18 protein-coding genes are annotated in these 23,667 nt (G+C 36.2%); 2 read left to right on the top strand and 16 right to left on the bottom strand.

Annotated elements, in window-relative coordinates; genetic code table 11:
* Window positions 1-57 precede the first annotated feature (57 nt).
* From HQN83_RS09945 to HQN83_RS09905, 9 genes are all read right to left on the bottom strand, one after another.
* Window positions 58-1,797 carry a tetratricopeptide repeat protein gene (locus HQN83_RS09945; protein ID WP_173090196.1) on the bottom strand — a complete coding sequence of 580 codons (1,740 nt, stop codon included), beginning with the start codon at window positions 1,795-1,797 and terminating at the stop codon, window positions 58-60.
* Between the two features lie 150 nt (window positions 1,798-1,947).
* The gene (locus tag HQN83_RS09940; protein ID WP_173090195.1) at window positions 1,948-2,853 is read right to left on the bottom strand and encodes a substrate-binding domain-containing protein; all 906 of its coding nucleotides are present in this window, start codon (window positions 2,851-2,853) and stop codon (window positions 1,948-1,950) included.
* Between the two features lie 234 nt (window positions 2,854-3,087).
* Window positions 3,088-3,909 carry an energy transducer TonB gene (locus HQN83_RS09935; RefSeq protein WP_173090194.1) on the bottom strand — a complete coding sequence of 274 codons (822 nt, stop codon included), beginning with the start codon at window positions 3,907-3,909 and terminating at the stop codon, window positions 3,088-3,090.
* A gap of 28 nt (window positions 3,910-3,937) precedes the next feature.
* On the bottom strand, window positions 3,938-4,468 hold the full coding sequence (locus HQN83_RS09930) for an ExbD/TolR family protein (RefSeq protein ID WP_173090193.1): 531 nt from the start codon (window positions 4,466-4,468) through the stop codon (window positions 3,938-3,940).
* Window positions 4,469-4,477: 9 nt separating this feature from the next.
* On the bottom strand, window positions 4,478-5,095 hold the full coding sequence (locus tag HQN83_RS09925) for a biopolymer transporter ExbD (protein WP_173090192.1): 618 nt from the start codon (window positions 5,093-5,095) through the stop codon (window positions 4,478-4,480).
* 86 nt (window positions 5,096-5,181) lie between these two features.
* Entirely contained in the window at window positions 5,182-6,024 is an 843-nt protein-coding gene (locus HQN83_RS09920; RefSeq protein ID WP_173090191.1) for a MotA/TolQ/ExbB proton channel family protein, read from the bottom strand.
* A 305-nt stretch (window positions 6,025-6,329) separates the two neighbouring features.
* Window positions 6,330-7,934: a phosphoenolpyruvate carboxykinase (ATP) gene (gene pckA, locus HQN83_RS09915; protein WP_173090190.1), complete on the bottom strand. Its 1,605-nt coding sequence runs from the start codon at window positions 7,932-7,934 to the stop codon at window positions 6,330-6,332.
* A 134-nt stretch (window positions 7,935-8,068) separates the two neighbouring features.
* On the bottom strand, window positions 8,069-8,422 hold the full coding sequence (locus tag HQN83_RS09910) for a translation initiation factor (protein WP_173090189.1): 354 nt from the start codon (window positions 8,420-8,422) through the stop codon (window positions 8,069-8,071).
* Window positions 8,412-9,302, bottom strand: coding sequence for a diacylglycerol/lipid kinase family protein (locus HQN83_RS09905; RefSeq protein WP_173090188.1), 891 nt, complete (start codon window positions 9,300-9,302; stop codon window positions 8,412-8,414). Before HQN83_RS09905 ends, HQN83_RS09910 begins: the two co-directional genes overlap by 11 nt.
* A gap of 232 nt (window positions 9,303-9,534) precedes the next feature.
* On the opposite strand from HQN83_RS09905, the gene metK reads away from it, so the two are divergent.
* A complete protein-coding gene (metK, locus tag HQN83_RS09900) occupies window positions 9,535-10,785 on the top strand; it encodes a methionine adenosyltransferase (protein ID WP_173090187.1) in 1,251 nt (416 codons plus the stop codon).
* A gap of 61 nt (window positions 10,786-10,846) precedes the next feature.
* Here the strand turns inward: metK and HQN83_RS09895 are convergent, their stop codons facing one another.
* Window positions 10,847-11,383, bottom strand: coding sequence for an ExbD/TolR family protein (locus HQN83_RS09895; RefSeq protein WP_173090186.1), 537 nt, complete (start codon window positions 11,381-11,383; stop codon window positions 10,847-10,849).
* Window positions 11,384-11,541: 158 nt separating this feature from the next.
* On the opposite strand from HQN83_RS09895, the gene HQN83_RS09890 reads away from it, so the two are divergent.
* Window positions 11,542-14,883, top strand: a complete 3,342-nt coding sequence (locus HQN83_RS09890; protein WP_173090185.1) for a VCBS repeat-containing protein — start codon at window positions 11,542-11,544, stop codon at window positions 14,881-14,883.
* A gap of 60 nt (window positions 14,884-14,943) precedes the next feature.
* On the opposite strand, the gene HQN83_RS09885 is transcribed toward HQN83_RS09890, so the two are convergent.
* From HQN83_RS09885 to HQN83_RS09860, 6 genes are all read right to left on the bottom strand, one after another.
* Window positions 14,944-15,816, bottom strand: coding sequence for a discoidin domain-containing protein (locus tag HQN83_RS09885; RefSeq protein WP_173090184.1), 873 nt, complete (start codon window positions 15,814-15,816; stop codon window positions 14,944-14,946).
* 28 nt (window positions 15,817-15,844) lie between these two features.
* Window positions 15,845-17,545, bottom strand: coding sequence for a LamG-like jellyroll fold domain-containing protein (locus HQN83_RS09880; RefSeq protein WP_173090183.1), 1,701 nt, complete (start codon window positions 17,543-17,545; stop codon window positions 15,845-15,847).
* Window positions 17,546-17,567: 22 nt separating this feature from the next.
* Window positions 17,568-19,505, bottom strand: coding sequence for a M60 family metallopeptidase (locus tag HQN83_RS09875; RefSeq protein ID WP_173090182.1), 1,938 nt, complete (start codon window positions 19,503-19,505; stop codon window positions 17,568-17,570).
* Between the two features lie 6 nt (window positions 19,506-19,511).
* Complete coding sequence (locus HQN83_RS09870) at window positions 19,512-21,251, bottom strand: DUF4983 domain-containing protein (protein WP_173090181.1); 1,740 nt, start codon at window positions 21,249-21,251, stop codon at window positions 19,512-19,514.
* Window positions 21,252-21,277: 26 nt separating this feature from the next.
* Window positions 21,278-22,864 carry a DUF5008 domain-containing protein gene (locus tag HQN83_RS09865; protein ID WP_173090180.1) on the bottom strand — a complete coding sequence of 529 codons (1,587 nt, stop codon included), beginning with the start codon at window positions 22,862-22,864 and terminating at the stop codon, window positions 21,278-21,280.
* 85 nt (window positions 22,865-22,949) lie between these two features.
* A complete protein-coding gene (locus HQN83_RS09860) occupies window positions 22,950-23,612 on the bottom strand; it encodes a fasciclin domain-containing protein (protein WP_173090179.1) in 663 nt (220 codons plus the stop codon).
* Window positions 23,613-23,667 lie beyond the last annotated feature (55 nt).

Genomic DNA, 23,667 nt, shown 5'->3' with positions numbered 1-23,667 from the left:
AAAATAAAAGAAAAAGGCGGGATAACAACCCCGCCTTTTTCTTTTATTATAAAATTCTTACTTTTTCTTTGGTTTTGCAGTAGTAGCCTTTGGAGCTGGAGCAGTTAATGATTTAATTCCTTCTAATGCAACAGCATTGGCAGGATCAATCGCTAAACTTTTATCCCAATATAACTTTGCTTTCTCTTTGTCATCTTTAAATGAAGCAAAACCAGCAATTTGATTATAAGCTTCTACCATATTCTTTTTAACTGCAGGCGTCTGTTTATCAACATGTGCCCCAACAGAATCTAAATATTGCTGATAAAAAGGCAATTTTAAGCCAGTTGGCGCTACTTCATCATCCATAAAATCGTTTATTCTGGCTCTGTAAAGAATAGCATCATATGTCGATGGAGCTAACTTCAATAATTTCGCTAATGATGCGTCACCTTTAACCAAAATATCTTTAGAAGGATTAGTTTTTGCTGTATAGGCTTTGTAATAAGACACGTACGATGCGATAGCATGGTAAAAATAATTATATAGTGATCCTTTACCCTCTGGGTTCAAATGGTTAACTACATCATAAGTAGCAATAGCTTTCTTATAATTTTTCGCATCATAGTACGATTTAGCAATTGCAGCTAGAGCCTCAACTTTCGTAGAATCCATACTAACAGCTTTAATCACATTAACCAGGCCTAAGCTATCATTAGCAGCATCAGTACTATCTTTCATTAAAGCTTTACCCAAGTACATATAATCATCAGAGATAATACGAGAAGTATCTTTCACTTTAGCAAAGAACTCTTTCATGTATTGTAAACTCTGAGGAAAATTTCCATTCTCAAAAGCAGAATAACCTCTCAATCTTGAAACGATCAAACTTTTAGGATCATTTTGATTCAATGATGCTAACTCCGAAGTTTCTTGTTCCAATGTTTTAAAATCTTTTGCATAGAATAAGAAAGTAGCATAACGTAATCTTGAATCGTAAGATTTATCAGTTAAATCAAGATATTTTTTATAGTTGGTTAAGGCTTCAGCAGCTTTAGCATCAAAGTTCGCAGGCTCTTGATTTCCCCACTGCATATAAAGCTCAGCTAACTCACGATAAGCAGGACCATAGTTTGGATCTGCAGCCACAACATTCTTCAACTCGCCTTCAGCATCACTAAACGCTCTTGATTCTTTATACATTTTTCCGATTTGAACAGTAGATCTGTATAATGCTGGATCAATACTTAAAGCTCTCATATAATTCTGTAGTGCTTCAGAATTTTTTCTTTGCAATGAATAATAATCACCTAAAGCAACAAATGTTTCAGCTTCTTTATCCTTATCATCTAACTCTTCTGCTTTTTGTAAATTAGGCAATGCAGCTGCAAAATCTGGCTTATCACCAACTAAATAAGCTTTACCTATATACAAATATGGAGTAAAATCCTTTTTAGATGCAACTTCAATTGCCTTATCAAAATTTGTTTTAGCAGATGCTGCATTGTTTGAAACAAGATCAGCTTGGCCTAAACCTATATAATTCAATGGATTTTTTGCATCTGCGGCTACACCTTGAGTAAAGGCTGCTCTTGCAGAATCAATATAATCTCTTCTTAAATAAACATCACCTAAACTAAAGTAGTTCTCTCCCTTTCCTTTTTGCGATGCAACCAATGTTTTAAGCATTGAAGTCGCTTTAGCGTATTGTTCGGCATCTATCGCCTTCTTTGCATCGGTAATGCTCTGAGCAAAAGAGGCAGAACCCATCACTACTAAACCTAAACCTAAGGTTATTGCTTTCTTTGTCATTTTCATAGTTCCTCTATTTTCAATTTAATTGTATGAAGCTTGCTTTGCAGGTTTCATGGTTCGATATTTTGTTTTTAGTTTTAATTATTAAGCAGACATTCCCAAATTCTGGTTCACATTACATTGTCTCCTATTTCTATATCCCAAATATAAAATTTAGTTTGTATTCTTCAAGTTAAAATCCCTGGACATCATTTTATGAGGTCCCAATCCAGACCTCAGTACGATTAATTGTCCGCGAGGACTCATTAACCAATTTGCAAAACCCGTGCCTAAACCGTCACGTCCTTCACAATTAATGATGTAAACATTCCTTAAAAATGGATAAATACCGCTAATTAAGTTCGCTTGTTCCGGACGATAATATGCATTATCCCCCTTCTTACCCTTAATATTCTTCACCCCCATCATTTTCACCCTTGCAATATAAGAAGTCATATTGGAATTATTAGATAATAACCAATTTACGCCAACTACTCCTATAAAATTCTTATTTTCGGAAACGTACTTTATAACGTCATTATTACTCTGTAAAGTATAAACTCCTTTTTTTGGAAGTTCGGTTATCTGGGCCAATTCTTTAAAATATCTAAGCGTACTTGAATAAGCATTATCAAAAACAAGTTGTTTTCCACTTGTAGAAGTTCCTTTTAATATTTGAATCACTTCGTCAACCGTAATATTTGAGTCCAAATCATTCTTCTGAGTAAGCAATGAGATGCCATCAATAGCAAACCTTGAAGTCTTTGGGACAATACTTCGGCTTCTGTATATCTTATCCTCTTCTGGTGTTAACATTCTAGATGATACCATGACCCTAATACTATCATTTAAAAAGGCAGGCATTATTTTATTCTCGTTACCTGCAATAGTTGTAAACTCTGCATTTTTATAATCAGACTTAAATACTTCTATCTGATCAGCGATAATTGAAGAAAAAGACTCATCTACAAGAATCTTTACAGTGCCTGATGTACGAGTTTGTTCTACAACATCGGGTTGCTTTTTATTCTTACAAGAGAATAGCACAAAAAAAATGAATACAAAACCTAGATTCTTCATTACTTTAATTATCCTTTTGATTAATTACACGAGTAAATCTTATTACGGCATAAACGATTAACAAAACTCCAAGAAGGATTCTATAAGTACGTTCTATTGTTATCGGCATATCCTTCCAGACAATTAAAGTCACTCCTAAAACCAAGTAAAAGGCAAACATAACTAGCCCTAAAATAAACAGAAATCGCTGTTGAGGCGATTTCTGCATAAATGTTTTTAAATTAAACATTGATCTTATTGTGATAAGGTAAAACTAATAGGAATGTTATATTTCACACGAACCTTTTTACCGTTTTGAACTCCTGGGATCCATCTTGGACTTGCTTTTAGTACTCTAACAGCTTCCTCATCAGTACCACCACCAAGTTTTCTATCAACTTTAATATCGGTTAAGCTACCATCCTTTTCAACAACAAATGATAAAAACACTTTACCTTGAATGTTGTTTTCCTGAGCCATAGGAGGGTATCTTACTGCTTTTTTCAAATAAGCATAAAATTTCTCCATACCACCAGGGAAAGTTGGCTGAGTCTCAAGACTAACAAAGTCATAAACTTTGGTATCCTCTACAACCGCAGCTTGTTTAGGACCATCACCGGCAGCAGTTGCGATAACAATATCAGCATCTGGATCACCTGCAATAGTTTTCTGACCTGGATCAGCCTTTTTCAAGTCTTCAATCTCAACTGGTTCTTCATCACGAACCAATTCATCTGGTTTTACAACTGGAGGAGGGAATTTAACCTGATCCTGTTTTGGCGGCGGTGGCTCAACCGGCGGCGGTGGAGGTGTTTCCGGGTTTACAGGAGGTGGAGGTTGTACCACTACTTCCGTTTGTTTAACCACTTCTTCTTCTGGAGCCTTTCCTTTGAATAACTCCATGATCTTAGGGGATAAGAACAACAACACGAATGCTGTTGAAGCTATCAGCAGTGATTTTGTTGTATTAGAAGAACTCTTCTGACGAAGCTCATAAGCTCCGTAGGCTTTGTTCTTATTGGCAAATACAACATCAAGCCAATCCCTTTTTAATAAATCTATTTTAGAACCAAACATAGCCTAATATTTTTATGTTTATAATTATTTATAATATTCCAGCTTTTTTCATCGCATCTTTCTCACTATCAAGAATGTTCACATCATCAATAGCGGGAGCAGTTTTAATCTTTGCGATGTTTAACTCGTCCATTATATCAACAAAATTTTTATAGGTAGCGCCCTCTGTTGGTTTAACCACTATTACTATTTGTCGGCCGGTACCTTTAAGTACCTCTTCTTTATTCTTTAATATTGATTTTCTGATTTCAGTAAAACCTTCAATATTCGGTGCAGACTTTCCAGCTTCTCCCATATACCATGCAACCTTATTGTTTTTACCCAATAGTATTGTCATAGTCTGAGATGCACGAAGCTCATTTTTTACGTCATTATCCTCTTTATCCGGTTTTGCAATATCCATTGCTATCGGCTTTGACAACGAGGTGGTTAACATAAAGAAAGTGATCAACAAGAATGCAAGATCCACCATCGCCGTTAAATCTACCTTGGTGTTTGCTTTCTTACTTCTTACTTTGCCTTTTTTCCCGCCCCCGCTGGAGGTATCTAATTCTGCCATAGTATGATTTTATTTAGCATCGCCCTCGGCCGATGTAATTAAACTAAATTTGTTAATTTTTTGATCCTGAAGGATATCAATAATTTTCTTAACTACAGGATATTCTTCTTCCGCATCACCTTTAATACTCACCCTCATTGCAGTCTGGTGTAATTCAGCAACCGCTTTACGAGATTGCAATAACCATTCTTTCAATTCATTGTTAGTAGAATCAGCAGGAATGCCCATGTTAGCCTTAGCAAACTTTTCCCTTTCATCTCCGCTCATCATGATAAACTTTTTCAAGCTACCTACAGGAACACCAAATGATCCAAGAACACCAAAACGTTCTCTTTCTTCAGGAGTAAACTGAATCTTATACTGCTCTCCTATTTTATCAAGTGTTGCCATTTTCACGTCCTTTCCTACAATCTCGTAGAAAACCTTACCCTGACCGATAGATAAAATTCCCATATCCAAATCAGGAACTTTAATCTTATAGGTAGAACTTGGAATTTTAACTTCCAATGGATCCGGCTGGCGTGCTGTTGCTGTTAATATAAAGAAAGTAAGTAGCAGGAAAGACACGTCGCACATAGCGGTCATATCTATCGAAGTACTCTTTCTTTGAACCTTTGCTCTTGCCATAATATTTATAAATAAACTTACTTTTTACTAATGATGTTAATTCTTCCGGTTTTCCATAAAGCCGGTAAAAAAAAATTCATTATTTTTTATTTATGTGTACTGGCGTAAGTTTGAATGATACTGAAACCTGCTTCATCAATTGCATAAGTTAATTTGTCAATTTTAGAAGTAAGGATGTTGTACATGATAATAGCGAAAGTAGAAGTACCGATACCAGTAGCTGTGTTAATTAGGGCTTCAGAAATACCAGTTGCTAATGCAGCCTGATCCGGAGCACCAGAGTTAGCTAAACCACCGAAGGCCTTGATCATACCTGTTACTGTACCTAATAGACCTGTTAATGTACCTACTGATACTAAAGTAGCGATTACAGTTAAGTTTTGCTCTAACATTGGCATTTCCAAAGTAGTAGCTTCTTCAATATCTTTTTGGATAGCTAAACATTTTTGATCTGTATCCATGTTTGCTTCAGTTTCCATCTCACGATATTTTTTCAATCCTGATTTGATTACGTTAGCAACAGAACCTTGTTGTTTATCACACTCAGTTAAGGCTGCTTCGATGTTGTTTGAGTTTAAAAACCCTTGGATTTTTTTCACGAATGAATCCAAGCTAGATTTTCCAGTTGCTTTACCAATTACAATAAGACGCTCGATAGAGAATACAATTACCATAAGGAACATACCTAATAGAATTGGAACGATAACCCCACCTTTGTAAGCCATACCCATGTAGTTACCTACTTTTGGAAGTGTCTCATGAAGATCTGGATCAGCGCCATCGATGAAATTCCCTCTATCTCCAAAAATAAATTTGTAAACACATATTCCGATAATGATACAAATTGGAATAGTAAGAGTTGCGAATAAATTTGAAGCTGTAGAAGAGCTTTCTTTTTTTACTGTTGTTGGTTTTGGTGCGTTTGCCATTTTTTTTTAGTTTTTTAGTTTTTAGTACTTTGTTTTTTAAAATTAGATTAAATATTCCGTAATACACACAACGAACATTACAAACAATTGTTGCCGTAACAAATTTAGAACTTTGATTTAAATTCCAAATTAAATAATTGTTAGCTTGCTAATTCGTTTTGCCCGTCAATTTTACCCGTTTGCACTTCTGTTTTACCTAACGTATTACTGTATAATTAAAAAAGATTGTCTCGTTGCGGAGACAATCTTTCGCAATTAAAACTAAAAAAAAACTGAAATGCAAATTTTTAGGTAAAAAAAAAGCTTTAAACTATGTTTTCGGTTATTTTAGGGAGTGAACTCATCATTTCTTCACTTGCGAAGGCCTCAAATTGTTTAAAATTATTTACAAACTCCAGAGAGAGTTCATTTGCTTTACGATCGTATTTTTTCTTATCAGCCCAGGTATTTCTTGGATTTAAAATTTCTGATGGAACATTCGGACAGCTCATAGGAATCTGTAATCCAAAAACAGCATCTGTTACAAATTCAACATTTTTCAGATCCCCATTTAAAGCAGCCGTGATCATTGCTCTGGTATAGGCCAATTTCATACGTTTTCCTTCCCCATAAGCTCCCCCACTCCAACCAGTATTAATTAACCATACGTTAATGTTGTTCTTTTTCATTTTTTCTCCAAGTAATTCTGCATATCGAGTAGGATGAAGCGGTAAAAAAGCTTTACCAAAACAAGCTGAGAACGTTACCTGAGGTTCTGTAACGCCTGCCTCTGTGCCTGCAACCTTTGCAGTATATCCTGAAATAAAATGAAACATTGCCTGTCCAGTATTCAATTTTGAAACTGGAGGCAGAACACCAAAAGCATCAGCTGTTAAAAAGAAAATATTTTTAGGTTCTGGAGCTATTGAAGGCACTATAGCATTATCTATATACTCTATTGGGTAGGCAACTCTGGTATTTTCTGTTTTATCAATATTAGAAAAATCAACCGTTCTAGTTCCTTCAGAGTAATTGGTATTCTCTAACAGTGCACCAAATTTTATGGCATTAAAGATCTGAGGTTCCTTTTCAACTGTTAAATCAACACATTTTGCATAACAACCTCCCTCGAAATTAAAAACGGATTCATTTCCCCATCCATGCTCATCATCTCCTATCAATCTGCGCTCAGGATCTGCTGACAGTGTAGTTTTACCTGTTCCCGAAAGGCCAAAAAATATTGCTGAATCATCATTTTTCCCAACATTTGCAGAACAGTGCATTGATAATGTCCGCTTTTGTTCTGGAAGAATGAAATTCAATACAGAGAAAATCCCCTTTTTAATTTCGCCTGTATATCCCGATCCACCAATAAGTATTATTTTTCTTGAAAAATTGAGGATAGAAAAGTTTGCTTGCCTGGTTCCGTCTAAATCCGGATCTGCCAAAAAGGATGGACTTGCAATAATGGTCCACTCTGGTTTTTCAATAAAATCGGCTACGTCAGGTCTTAAGAATAGATTGTTCGAAAATAGATTTTGATAGGCCGTTTCAGTTACAACCCTAATCGTAGTTTTATAAGACTCATCAGCACAAGCATATGAATCCCTTACATAATACTTGTTTTTACTAAGGTGTGCCGTTACTTTTTTATATAAGGCATCGAATTTCTCGGGTTCAAATTTGATATTTATATCCCCCCACCACACTGAATCACGCGTTATTTCATCGCAAACTATAAATCTGTCTTTTGGAGAACGACCAGTAAATTTCCCCGTATCTACTGCCAGTGCGCCGGTATCTGTAAGGGTCCCCTCTCCATTTTTCAGGGCCTCTTCAACCAATTGTGCTACATTAAGCTGATATAAAGCCAAATCCGAATCGAGATTCAGATAGCTCAAATCAGGCCTAAGCATAAAAGCTTTGCTCATAAGAATAATAAGTTAGTCAGGCAAAGTTATGCAGATAAAAAGGTAAAAAGCACCTTTTTTTAAGAAAAATTTAACTTATTGTCGCATATACACTTACATCAAACAACTTATTAATCAAGCAATTAAACAGATATTTATCCCCCTGATTTTTTTACTTTATAGCCCTCTTTCTGCAAGAGTATAAGCACTTTATCTCTAAAATCTCCCTGAATTATGATCTCGCCATCCTTTGATGCCCCTCCTACCCCACATTTTGTCTTTAACGTTTTGGCCAACTTGTCCAATTCATCAATACTACCAACAAATCCAGTGATTAAAGTAACAGCTTTTCCTCCCCTATTTTTCCGGTCTAGCATTACCCTTAAGTCTTGCTGATTATTTGGTACTAACTCCTGAGAATCGGCACTCTCTTCCTCATAAACAAAAGATGGATCAGTGGAATACATAATTCCTCCAAGATCACTCAATGTTTTCTTTTTAGATTTCATAGTTCGGAATAATAACATTTAATGATAACGGCACAATAGATACGCCTATTTCTTTACCCATAAAGAATGGTTCCCCATCAATATGTATAGCGTCATCCTGGCTTCGGGTAATCTTTATGTTTTTACCTTTTATAATCTCAACTATCTTTGAGCGATCTGTTCTGGCACTTAACATTTCATATGCTAATACCGGCAACTTGTACATAGGAAATTCTTTAACTATACAAACATCAAGCAATCCATCAACCACTGAGGCTTTAGGTGCTATATGTGCATTGTTTCCATATTGAGACGAATTAGCAATACTGATTACAAATGCCTTGCGCACATAATCTGTTCCATCTATATTAATACGGTACGTTTGAGGTTTATAGTTCAACACTTCCGTTAGCCCTAGTTTTAAGTATCCGGTTAACCCTCTGGATTTATTCCCGGCAAATACGGAGCTGATATGTGCGTCAAAGCCCATCCCTGCCATATTAAAAAAGCACTTATCATTAAACTTTGCTGTATCGATAATTTCAACATTACAATCATTGATCACCTTAATTGCGGCAACCGTATTCATTGGTATTTTTAGAAATCTGGCTAAGCCATTTCCAGAACCAAATGGAATAATTCCTAGTATTTTATCCTGCTGTATTACTTTTGTAGCAATTTCATTAATTGTGCCATCGCCACCTACGGCAACAATGATGTCAAAATTCTTATTTGCAGCTTCCTCAGCTATTTCGGATGCATGTCCTACATATTCTGTGAAGCTAAAATTCGGATTAAATTTAGACCGATCGAGGTGGGCATCTATCAATGCTGGTATCTTTAGCTTATCCTTCCCCCCCGATATGGGATTAATAATAAATAAAATGTTTGATTTCGACAAAACCTTTTGATTAATGATAGTACAAAATAATTGATATTTTTTGACTATTTAAATATATATACTAATTTTGCAGCATCAAAGTGGACTGATTTGCGATGCTATATAAAAATAGCGGGATTGCAACCACGTAAAAAAAAGTGCTAACCTTATCATACACTTCATTTTACAGCCTGTAATACAGGATCTGATTCCATTTTTATAATTGTTTAAATTAAAATTTTAATTATTTAAAATGTCGTATTTATTTACATCCGAGTCAGTTTCTGAAGGCCATCCGGATAAAGTAGCAGATCAAATCTCAGACGCGCTTATTGATAACTTTTTAGCTTTCGATCCGGAATCTAAGGTTGCTTGTGAAACATTAGTTACCACAGGTCAGGTTATTTTAGCCGGCGAGGTAAAATCACAGACTTACCTTGATGTGCAACAAATTGCACGTGATGTAATCAGAAAAATTGGCTATACAAAAAGTGAATACATGTTTGAAGCCAACTCATGTGGCATTCTTTCTGCTATTCACGAACAATCTCAAGACATAAATCAAGGTGTTGATAGAAGCTCTAAAGAAGAGCAAGGTGCAGGCGATCAGGGTATGATGTTTGGTTATGCAACTAACGAAACCGAAAACTATATGCCTTTGGCATTAGATTTATCTCATACTCTTTTACAAGAGTTAGCGCTTTTAAGACGTGAGAACAATGAGATTACTTATTTACGCCCTGATGCTAAATCGCAAGTAACATTAGAATATGCTGATAATAATAAACCGGTTCGTATCGATGCCATTGTGATTTCTACCCAGCATGATGACTTTGACGAGGAAACAGTAATGTTAGCTAAAATCAAAAAGGATTTAGTTGATATTCTTATTCCAAGGATTATAGCAAAATACCCTCAATACGCTCATCTGTTTAATGACAAAATTGAATATCATATCAATCCTACCGGTAAATTTGTAATTGGTGGTCCACATGGTGATACCGGTTTAACTGGTCGTAAAATCATTGTAGATACTTACGGAGGTAAAGGAGCACATGGTGGTGGTGCATTCTCTGGGAAAGATCCAAGTAAGGTTGATAGAAGTGCCGCTTATGCAACACGTCATATCGCTAAAAACCTCGTTGCTGCAGGTGTTGCGGAGGAAATTTTAGTTCAGGTTAGTTATGCTATTGGTGTTGCAAAGCCAATGGGCATCTACATTAACACTTACGGAACAAGCAAAATAGACAAAACAGACGGTGAAATCGCCAAGATCGTTGAAGATCTGTTCGACATGCGCCCTTACTTTATTGAACAACGCTTAAAATTAAGAAATCCAATTTATAGTGAAACTGCTGCTTATGGCCATATGGGTCGTACACCAGAAACTGTTACCAAAACATTCAAAAGTCCAGGTGGTGAAGAAAAAACTGTTACAGTTGAATTATTCACTTGGGAGAAATTAGACTTTGTTGATAAGGTAAAAGCTGCCTTTTCTTTATAATCACTCAAAACATTAACAAAAAGAGGGCTGTCCGGTTAAACTGGACAGCCCTCTTTTGCTATTATATAGCACCTAACTTCTCCATATATCCTCTTTCCAGGCTTTGCAGGCTCTTATCATCAATCAAATAAGACTTTACATATGAAATACTCATTTCATCTAACACATCAACAAAATTCTTATAGGTGGATTTTTCTGTCGGCTTAATAATGACAATCATAAACTTGCCAGGATCATTTCCATGCAGCCTGGCTATTTCCTTTTTATTAAAAGCTAAAACCTTTGCTATTCCCTTAAAATTAGCTAGCTGTGGAGTGGCCTTCTCCATCTCCCCTTTATACCAAACAATACTATTGTTTTTACCCAAAAGAACAGTTATTGTCCTTGATGCAGGATAAGGCTGATCAGGGATATCAACAACTGGCTTGGCTACGTCCATAGCCTGTGATTTAGACAATGAAGTAGTAAGCATAAAAAACGTTATTAAAAGAAATGCTAAATCTACCATTGCAGTTAGATCTACCGAAGGGACTGCTTTTCGCGTTCTGTTTTTTCCTTTCAGGGCCTGGCCATTTTGAGGAATGTTTAAGGTTGCCATAGTTCTATGTTTTAGTTATGATGTCAACAGCCTTCAATTTTCATAAACAATACAAAAATATTCATTCCTAAGCTTATGTCTGATTTTGAGTAAAATTTATGATACATCAAAATAAAGTCGTTATCTTGATAAAGAATTAAACCAAACCAACTAACCAAATGTCTTCTTTAACCTCCAAATCGTATCTAAGCATAGCGCTTTTCGGCCTATTCTCGTTATCAGCCTGCGTAAACAATGAGAATAAATCAGGCACAGAGTCCAATACAAATAAGCTATTTGCTTTGCTCCCTTCAGATCAAACCCATATCGACTTTAACAATTCAATCATCGAGAACACCAGAGCAAATATCATTTCTTATCAATATTTCTATAATGGTGGCGGAGTAGCTATTGGAGATTTGAATAACGATGGGTTGGATGATATTTATTTCTCAGGAAATATGACAAAAGCCAAATTGTACCTGAATAAAGGAAATATGCAATTTGAAGACATCACAGATAAGGCTGGGATAACGGAGATTGAAACTTCATGGAAAACAGGCGTTACTATGGCAGATGTTAATGGTGATGGCCTTTTAGATATTTACCAATGTTACTCTGGGGCATTACCTGCAAAGAACAGAGCAAACACACTTTTGATAAATCAAGGAAATGATGCTCAGGGGGTTCCAATATTCAAGGATCAAGCTGCAGAATATGGGCTCGCAGATACTGCATATAGTACACAAGCTGTCTTTTTTGACTATGATAAAGATAATGACCTTGATATGTTTCTCATAAATCATAATCCGAAGGTATTTACTACGCTCGATGAAATTTCCGCACCTATAATTCTAAAAGAACCTGCACCAACAATTAAAGTTAAATTATACAAAAACAATAAGGGTAAATTTGAAGATGTATCAGATAAAGCCGGTTTATACAATTCCTCTTTTACCTACGGTTTAGGTGCTGGAGTGAGCGACATAAATAATGATGGTTATCCTGATATATACATCTCGAATGATTATTCAGCCCCAGATTATTTATATATAAATAATGGGGATGGCACTTTTACCAATCAAATTCAATCCCAAATAGGCCACACATCATTGTACTCAATGGGTAATGATATTGCTGACATCAATAACGACGGACTTCCTGATATTCTTACTTTAGATATGCTCCCTGAAGATAATAAAAGGCAGAAGCTACTTTTCTCTCCTGACAATTATGAATACTATGACCTACGTTTACGCTTAGGCTTCCATTATCAGGATATGCGTAATATGCTTCAGATAAATAACGGCAACGGCACGTTCAGCGAAACCGGCCAATTATCAGGCATATCAAACACCGATTGGAGCTGGGCTCCTTTATTCGCAGATTACAACAATGACGGATGGAAAGATCTATTTATATCCAATGGCTATATGCGAGATTATACCAATATGGATTTCTTAAAATTTAAAGGAGATTTTTTACGAAGTACCGACCCTACCCAAATAAAAGAAAACCTTTTAGACTTGATTCATACAATGCCGGCTTCCAATGTCAATAACTATATCTATCAGAATAACGGAAACCTTACATTTACCAATAAAGTTGATGATTGGGGGCTAGCTACCCCTTCAAATAGTAATGGAGCCGCATATGCTGATCTTGATAATGATGGAGATTTGGATCTGGTGGTAAACAACATTAACCTACCAGCATTCATTTATGAAAACAAATCAGATAAAAAAGCAGGAAATCAATTTCTAAAAATAAAGCTACAGGGGGCTAAACAAAATACCTCGGGCATTGGTGCAAAAGTATGGATCTACAATAAAAACAAGCAACAATACCTGGAGCAAATGCCATCTCGTGGGTACCAATCAAGCGTTTCTCCTATTTTACATTTCGGGTTAGGAGAAGCAAACACAATAGACTCACTTCGAGTGGTTTGGAGTAGCGGAAAACAACAAGTAATTTCAGGTATAAAAGCTAATCAGCAAATATCATTAATAGAAACAAACGCAAAGGAAACCTATAAAAAACCACAACTACCCGCTCCTACATTTAAAGAGATTAAATCGCCAATAGCTTTTCAACAACAAAAGAAATCAATCAATGATTTTAAAAGACAGCCATTATTAATCAACCCTCAGTCTTTTTCCGGTCCGTGTATGGCCAAATCAGATGTTAATGGTGATGGCCTGGAAGATATATTCATTGGGGGAAGTCAGGGACAGGCCGGTACACTTTATATTCAAAATAAAAATGGAGAGTTCACAAAAAAAACACAGGCAGCTTTTGCTTCTGATATAAAAAGTGAAGATGTAGATGCTCTATTTTTTGATGCAAACAAAGATGGCTTTATGGATCTTTACGTATGTAGTGGCGGCTATGATAATTACACTCCTGATGATCCATCTCTTCAAGACCGACTTTATTTAAATGACGGTAAAGGTAATTTCAGAAAAGCCGTTAATGCACTTCCTAAAATGCTAAGTAGCAAAAGTTGCGTTAGGGTTACAGACTTTAATAACGACGGACACCCAGACCTATTTGTAGGGGGTAGAGTAATACCTGGCCGTTATCCTGAAACGCCGGAGAGTTATTTATTGATTAACGATGGAAAAGGAAATTTTAAAGATCAAATCAAAACTATTGCTCCACAAATTCAAAAAGCAGGAATGGTTACTGATGCTGCCTGGTTAGATTTAAATGGTGATAAAAAAGAAGATCTGATTCTTGTAGGAGAGTGGATGCCAATTACAGTAATGATTAACGAGAATGGCAAGTTAGTCAACAAAACTGCTCAATATTTCGATAAATCACTGTCCGGATGGTGGAACAAGTTACTGATTGAGGACTTAAACAATGATGGATTCCCAGATTTGGTAGTAGGGAACATGGGATTAAACACCCAATGCAAGGCAACTGAAAAAGAGCCTGCAGAAATGTACTACAAAGACTTTGATGATAATGGATCAGTCGATCCCATTTTATGCTTTTACATTCAAGGAAAAAGCTATCCATACGTAACCAGAGATGAGATGCTCGATCAGATGAGCATAATGCGTACAAGATTCCCTGACTACAAAAGCTATGCAGATGCGTCGATGAAAGAGATCTTTACCAAGGAAGAATTAAATGGAGTCTCAATTCTAAAGGCCAACTCCTTAAAAACTACTGCTTTCATAAATAATGGAAAAGGCAAATTCAAGGAGCTTAGCCTGCCAATAGAAACCCAACTTTCTCCCGTTTTTACCATTACTTCTGTGGATTACAATAAAGATGGGAAAAAAGATTTACTGCTATGTGGTAATATCAGTCAGGCTCGTCTTCGATTTGGAAAGTATGACGCAAATTATGGAGTATTACTTCAGGGCGATGGAAAAGGAGGGTTTAACTATATCCCTCAGCAACAATCCGGATTTAATTTAAAAGGCGACGTTAGAAGTGTAATTACCATTAACAACAAACTTCTATTCGGTATTAATCAGCAAAGCTTAAAAGCTTATCAAATTAAGTAAGGTAAAACAGAAGAGGCCATGCAAAAACATGGCCTCTTCTCATAAAATATATTACAAAGTTTATTGTCTTGCGTAAGCTTCAAAATTAGCCAAACAAGGATAATCAGAACCAATCAACAATGTAATTTTCACATACCTGATTGGCGTTGCCGGAGATACTTTAAAGTTTTGCTCCGTAGTAATGCGAGGATTAAATGTTTTTTGTCCCTCAGCAATATCCGTAAATCCAATGCCATCAACGCTACCTTCAATCTTAAATTGAGTAAAACCCTGACTTCCATCAGTATGGGCATTTAGTCCTATTTTCGTTATCCTAATATCTTTCTTCAAATCGATGATTAACCAGTGTGGATACGGAAATATAGGATCCAAATTATAATCTGACTGCCAGAAAGAAGGAACCTTAGGTGAGGTGATGCTTTTTGTAGTTACATCATCGACTATATTTTCTGCCCCATTAAGCTCTTCATCTTCACTATTAATTTCGCTTGATGCAGAAGCTGTCCAGCCTGCTTTACTCAATTTAACTTCAGGCTTTAATACAGGTAGAATTCCCATTAACCTTGTTTCAATAGCTTTTCCACCTGTATTGGTTACTACTATTGTAAAATTTGTAAGGCCAAAAATAGGCACAGATATAGCGCCTTCCGCATCTGCATTATTTTCAACAAGTACCTCCTTATTTATTCCGTCTGCTGTGTATTTGAATTTAATGGTAACTGCCTTTTTAGAGGCATTCTGCCATACAAATTTAGCGGCTTCAAGCTCCGGAGAAATTTCAATAGTGTTTGCAACTGTTTTATAATTTATATCTTCAACTACCACCGGTTTTTCCGGTTCAGTATTAATATCTGGCTTTGACGAACTTTTCTTGCATGATGAAATTGTTATTGCAACAAGTACCATGAATAAATAGAGATCTTTTCTTTTCATTGTTTTCAATTTTTTGTTAATCTATTTATTACTTAATGTATTCAATTTCAAAGTTCGATATCCATGGAACTCCATCTAAACTCCAATCACTTTTAACCGGAACTCTTAACCAATAGAATGTAAGAGCTGTCACATCAGGTCCAGTAGCAACAATTGACAATGTCCCATCCGTTAGTGTCTGTGGTGTCCGGCTTACCGGAATATCATTCCCAAGAGCATCCCATACTCCTGACCCTCTCATAAGGAAATTTGGCCCGGACGGTACGGAGTTTATCAAAACACCACCGCCACCTTCATCTATCGACCAATAACCAATTAAATTTGAATATTTAGGATGCTTAGTGATGTCTTTTAATGCAATATTATCCTTAATAGTAGCTGCATCTAAAGCCGTGTTAAAATATAACATATCAGCTCCATATAAATCTAAATTACTACTACCATCAACATTTTTATGCCCCAGCATTAAAGGTTCTGTGGTACTTAAGTTTTTTGTAGCAGTAATATTAAGCGTACCCACCTGATTCCCATCAGTATAAAGTGTAGCAGTCCTTACAATACCACTAAGCTTAACCGTCATTGTTATGGTATGCCATTTACCATCCATAATCTGGCTTCCTAAAACCTGAGTTTTACCTGATCCCCCATTATTTGTACCGCCAAAAATAACACCATAAGTTCCTCCCTCTTGAAACATAGTCCATCCGGTAGTCGAAGATCCACTTACTCCATTACTTTTTGAGAAAAACCCAGGATAGTAATTGCTGGCATTCATTTTTATTTGAAGCTGTACAGTAAAATCCTTATCAGCCCCTGAATCATATAAACCATTATCATTTTTTATATAAGCATTTGTAGCTGTTCCCTTAAAGTGCATGGTATTAAACCCTTCCTTTGAAATCCCTTGTTCCTTAAAGTTAGGATTAGAACAAATAACAAAGCCTGGTTTAGAATTCTTTTCATCACCACCTCTATTGGTCGTAACTATTACTAACCAATCTTCTGAGGCATAATCTTTACGGCCTTTCAATGCAGTCATCATTTCTCCAATATAACCGTCAACAGTCTCAATAGCTGCCTTATACGCAGGTACATCTGGCGAAAACCCATCTCTACTTCCAGCAGTTTTAACAGACCTAAAATCAACCATGATAACTTTTGCATTATTATCCTTTAGTATATTAACTGCAGAATCTTTAACTAATGCATCACTTTCGGCCAAAATACTGCGATCAGCATGAATTAAATATTTATCTAAAGCAGCATCAGAAGTAACTGTTACTGTTTTAAATTCCGGTCTAACATCTAACATTCGTGAAAACATAGATGGATAATTTGTAATTGGGGCATGATCATCATTACCATCCTTAACAGGAATATAGCTGTTGTCAACTATTCTATGCTTAGCCGATGACACTCCGGTCAACATACTCGCTATTGATCCGGCATCGGTAGCCACTCCATCCTTAAGTTCATTAAAACTGAATTTACCGCTCTTAACAAGTGCCGTAATATTTGTAGGATTGATCGCTTTAATATCGGCACCAACTGCTCCGTTTATATTAACAATTAACACTTTCCTTACCGCTTTCCCATTCACATCCCCACCGTATTCTTCATAAATCTGAGCAGGGTTTTCATATTTTTTACAGGCATTAAATGCAGTTAATAGCATTACCGCCAAAAGACTGTAAAATATCCTGATCCTATTTTTATAATTTATCATCATCTAATTTTTAATAATTAATTACTTACTTAATAACATTCAACTCTGATAAGGCTGCAAATACATCACCTGTCCAGCTATCCTTAAGGATAACTTTGTAAAATTGGGCATTTACGGTTGCAGGGAAATTATAATTGTACCTTGCGAATGCGTTTGTGATTACTGTTGAGCCAACAAGCTTCCAGGTTACTTGATCATTACTGGTATATATTTCTGCATTTTTAGGCCTCTGAGCACCCGAATTTCTAGTCACAAAGTATAAGCCTTTAGCTGCTACCGTGGTGCCTGTATTAAGGATAAGAGTATAGGGAAAATTATCTGCACCTCCATCCCATTTACTATGCCAGAATGTATTATCAAGACCATCTAACATTGCAAATGCGTGACCATTTGTTTCACCCTCACCTGACAGTTCTTCAGAACTTGCAGTAATCGTTGTTTTGAAAGCAATAAGATCTGTACCTCCTGCTTTGGTCATCGGGTTATATGTCCATATCTTTTTAGTTAATCCTGGATATTTAGCCGAGATTTTCGCTCTTGATTGAGCAGAAATCCCTATACCCCATGCTTCAAAAAACAACTTTAAATCGGTCTTTGCATATTCAGAGAAACGCTCGTATACAAAATCATGCTTATCAATATCACTAATTGAATAACGTTGTGCGTGTCTTGCTTCGGTATATAGATAAGGCATTGCATCATAACCATATATACCAAATATTTGAAGAAATGGAATCATTCTTTTAAATGCATCATTCATATTCTTATCAGTATCGAATACATTTAAAGCGGTGTTAGTAGCGGCAAAATCTAAAGCCGGCTTAACCCAATCATCACCATGTTGAATTGCAAAGCTTGCTCCGGTTCTATTCGCTACTTTATAGCTAAAAAGATTATTAGTTGTTTCAACAAGCGTACTCCAACTCCATATAGAATGTTGCTGGCAATTATGCCCAAACTCATGGTAAGTACCCCAATTCGAACCATGAAGTAATTGATCTATACTAACTACACTATTAAACCACTCATCGTCCATTGTAGCAACTATTGCAGGGGCTCCTGGAACACCACTATGCCCGTAACCAACTGAAGGTTGAATATCCAATATTTCTCTCCATGGCGCTTGAGGGCTCCTATCTCTATTGTCTATTGCATTATCCGAAAGTCCCATCCATTTATTATAATCCTCTTCAAACACAGTATTCCATGCATTCATCAATGCTGTAGGATTTGTTAGTGGTTTTGCAGAATCAAAATTTCTGATTAAAAAATCTCTCGGAATTAAGAAGATTACCCTGTTGCTACGCAATTCCAACCATGGAACTGTAGATGCTCTAACTTCTTTTATCCATTCAGAATCATTTGTTTTTCCAAGTACAAAATCAGGTGACTTAACCGCTCCTGTAATTGTAAACTCTACTGGTCTTTCAATTCCAAATGCCGCATTTATATAAATTGTACCGCCGTAAGGATTACGTACAAAATTTGCTCCTGGATACAACTGCTTAACGGTATAAATTAAAGGATCTCTTTTCAAATTTAATTGCCCGGTAAGATCATCGGTATGTCCCCCTACCTGAACACTCAATCCATTTACCCCTTCTGGAACAACAATTTTGATTAACTCACCCGCAGGAGCATAAAACCCAGTACTAAACTGTGGCTGAGGTGCTACAGCAATTCGCAACAAATAGGAATTCGATGCCGAAAAATTCAAATCCAGAGTGAATTTAACGTCTTTTAATCTTGGTTCTGCCGCCTCTACCATTCCAGGAAAAATTCGAGCTCTTGCGTATAAAGATTTATCAACGTAATTCATTGAGGTATCAAGAGTCTGTTCACTGTTAGGTGTCCCAGGTTTATTATAGCCATCTTCAAATTCATAACCATATTTTTTACATGAGACTAAACTCAATAAAAACATAGCCATTAATATTTTAGTAGAAAAAAAAGTACTTTTCATATCAAATTAAGGTTTAATATCAGAATAAATAGGGTTCCATGATTTTCCATCAAGATTCCATGATTTTGGAACCGAAACACCTAACCATTGATAAATTTCAAAGGGGATATCAACTGAGTTAGGTACTATTTTGTAAAAATCTGACGAAATAATCGGATCTAAATACGGAGTAAACTCATTGAACTGTTGCCATTGAGCTGTACCCTGCATTCTAAAATCACGGGTGTAGCTTGATTTATCTTTAATAACATCCCCTTTACCCTCATCTCCTGGCCAGTATCCAATCAAATTATTGAAATATGGATGCGAAGAGTCTACATAGGTTTTACGTGATTGAGCTTTGATAACATTATCTGGTATGGCCACATTATAGAATTGTATATCCGACAATATCACATCAATTGACCCGCCTGAACCGGTAATGTATCCCAATGTAAACGGCGCTGGAGAATCTATGTTACCACGAGATGTAATGTCTATTGTTTTCTTTAAAACTCCATCAGTATATACAGAAGCTTTACGTGTAGCACCATCCTTATAAAATTTAGCCGTTAGTGTATGCCAAAAACCGTCTCTAATTGCACCTCCATTTGCCTGTATATTCCCTCCACTTGTTGAACTAAGGTTTAGTTGCCAGTCATCTCCCTCAAGAAAAAACAACCAACCAATAACATTACCATTAAAAGTTGCTCTTTTGCCTAAAATTGGCGGATAATATTCTCCCCCATTATTCACTTTTACTTTAACCTCAACCGTAAAGTCATTTAAACCCATATTAAATGCCGTAGCGTCTTGAATAACTGCACGACTAATTTTTGAATCATTACCAGCAAAATTTGGTGCTGTACCAGTATAAGGAACTGCATCACTGGCCGGTTTAGGTATAAACAGTGTACTAAAGCGAGGGTTATAAAAAACTATAAAGCTATTTCTTGTTGCATCACCATAAGAAGTGTTATCCACAGCGCTTCCGTCTGGAGCAATTTCTCCACCTTTACTTGAAGCAATAACAACCAACCAGTTTTCATCAGAAAAAGTTTTTCTGCTTCTTAGCGAAGTCATGATCTCCCCAATGTAGTTGTCAATTTTAAGGATTGCATTCACATATGCTATTGTCCCTTCTTCATAGTCATTTGCTTTACCTGCAAGCTCAGCACTATGAAATTGAGCTAAAACAAAGGTAGCATCGTCTCTTTTTAACTCCTCATTAACTGCATTCTTAACAGCGAGGTCATCATTTTCAAATTCCTGATGTAATACAGCATCACTTGCCAGATTAGTATTAAACGCTACTGATGAAGCTATTGATACTGTTCTTAATTGAGGATTGGCCTGTTTAAGACGTGAGATCATACTTGGATAAGCTGCAAGTTTATTACCTGAAAAATCATTTGAGATTACATCATGTTTATCTTTAGTTACTCCCGTTAACATATTAGACCATGCACCGGCATTGGTAAGTACATTTTCATCGAAATCAGATAAAGCATCAAAGGCATAAACTGAGTTATTGGTAATTTTTGCAATATTCGGTGGGTTTATAGCTTTTAGCGCTTTTCCTCGTACCCCATCCAAAATGATATAAAGTACCTTACGATTTTTTGCACTGATACCGGAGGTATCATTCTGTGATGATTCCTTTAACCTGTTTGGAAAATCCTTATTACAGGCTGAGAATATCATAATAAATAGCGCTACAGTTATTATGGCAACTAGTTTATGAGTATATGTATTTATTTTATTCATGTCTGATTTATTTATAAGGTTTAAGGCTATGGTTTAATCTCAACACGTACAATATTTCCAACCCTTTTATTATCGAATTTGCTAAAGTCCCCCACCAATAAAACCGCAGGGTAACCTAATGCTGAGTTGGTCTGTACCATTTTTACTATCCTTCCCTGAAAGGCTCCGGTATTATTATATCCTTTCGCAAGTGAACCGTCCTGATTCAAAATCATAAAGCCCTGTCTAATGACACCTCCATAATTATTAAAATCTCCAGACACCAATACTTTACCATTATTCAATTGAGCAGCATAGTTTGGAAACCCACCAGCTAATTGTCCGAATTTGAAAACATCATCAACACTTCCATTTGCATTTAACATCGCAACTCCACTGCAACTTCTCCCATTAAATGTTTTAAAGTTCCCGGCAACTAATATTCTTCCTGTAGTAGAATTATAATTAACAGTAGTTATTGGACCATCAGCTCCAGAACCTGTTGCAAATGACTTATCCACAGATCCATCATTATTCAGACGAACAATGTTGTTAACCTGAAGCCCATTGAACGTCGAAAAAGCACCAACAGCGACAATTCTACCATCCTCCTGCATAAAAGCATCATTGACAGGGCCATTACCACCAGGGTATCCACCTTTAATTGAAAGATCAAAATTATATGTTGAATCCAATTCTCCATTCTCCTTTAACCGAGCCAATTGAGACATTTTTGTAATATCAACGATTTTACTTTCTCGGGTAGACCGTGGATAATAATAGCTCAGATAATAAAGGAAATTCCCTAAAATTATGGTCTTATTATCTCTAACAAAACTCTTTGCAATCGAGAATGGTGGACGGCCTAAAACTCCTCCATTAAAAGAAGGAACAGTATCCAAACCAAAACTAGGACGATCAGGATTTGGGTTAACTACCTCTACAGTCATTGAATCCAAAGATCCGTCAACGTTTAGTCTGGTAATTCCATTTATACCCAATCTACGATTATAACTAGCAAAACTACCTGAAATCATATACTTACCTGATGACAGGCGATTAATAGATAGAATTGGTCCATCCGCCCCTTTCCGCGCATTTAAACTTGGCTGTAACACTCCATCATTCGACATAGCCAGGATACGGTTTACAGGTATAGCGGGTGCCTGACTTTCAAAATTTGTAAAACCTCCTACCAGTATATAGCCATTGGAAGTAGAAATGATGTCAGTTATTGCCCCATTTGTACCATTTACAGCTTTAAATGATGGATCTATTGAAACCTTACCCTGTATTGTAAATTTAGGTCCGAAAAAAGATTGCCCATTTAATAAAAGTGTTGTTCCCCCGGTACTTGCATTTTCAGGTACTTTTACCGTCACTGTAGAATCCGTAGAAGACAAAACTTCGGCTTTTGTTTCATTTATCAAGAACTCAAACTTGCTCGCATAGTTTTTAAGTCCCGAAACATTAAAAGTTACTTCATCACCTGGAGAACCTGCATTTGGGATTGGTTCTTCTCCTGTAAATTTAACTCCAAGTGCTTCCTTACCTCCCTTATAAGGATCTTCCTGAATGATAGCTTCTTTTGAACAGGAAATGCTAATTATAATGAGCAAGAGTAATACTGACATAATCAGGCCTATTCTTGTATTTTTTATGTTGATTGAAATCATAATTGATATTTATAATAATTCTGTTAAACTAATCTGAACAACTTTATTCATCTGCCTTTCCAATTCCTGCTGAAATAGCTGAGGCGATGAATCGTCTACTTTCAAAATCAAAAGAATGGGTACTAAACCTCAATGCATGAATCACCCCATTAGTAGGTTGAATATCTGATGTGGCTATAGGGGCATTTATTAAACCAACTTGGGGGTTTGAAAAATCAGGAATAAAAGATAACACCAGTTGTCTGTAACCAACATATTTTATACCTCCTGCATCATTATAAAACACGCCTATATTCATCGATCTTCCACCATAAGATGCATATCCCTGACCAGGGAAGGCTTTAAGAGAAAGTGTATCAATCTGTGGGACATCCTTTAACAAATAAGTCCCTTTGAAAATGTAGAGAGATAATGCTTCCTTCCAAACTTCCGGCTTAATCTGAGTAAATTTCGATACTGTATCTTTTCCATTTAGTCTTAAGTCATCATTTAACCACTTAACAGCTTTATAGATGCATGAATTACCCGGAGCAAAAAAAGTAATATTCTCTTTTTCAAACACATCATTCATTCCTGCTGCATCAATTGCCATCACCAAACTATCAAACTGAACAGGCTTTGATTTTAGATACTGTAAAATTGTACCATCGTACTTTGCTTTATGAACGCCCGTATCATAGAAGTAATCCTCTTTTGAGCAAGACATCAATATGCAGCTTAAGACTGCCATTATTATTGTTGTCGTTTTAAATATCTTTAAC

This window comes from Pedobacter foliorum, assembly GCF_013266735.1.
GTDB classification, from domain to species: Bacteria; Bacteroidota; Bacteroidia; order Sphingobacteriales; family Sphingobacteriaceae; genus Pedobacter; species Pedobacter foliorum.
Note: the sequence above shows the minus strand (reverse complement) of the source record. Positions and strands in the feature narration are given on the sequence as shown.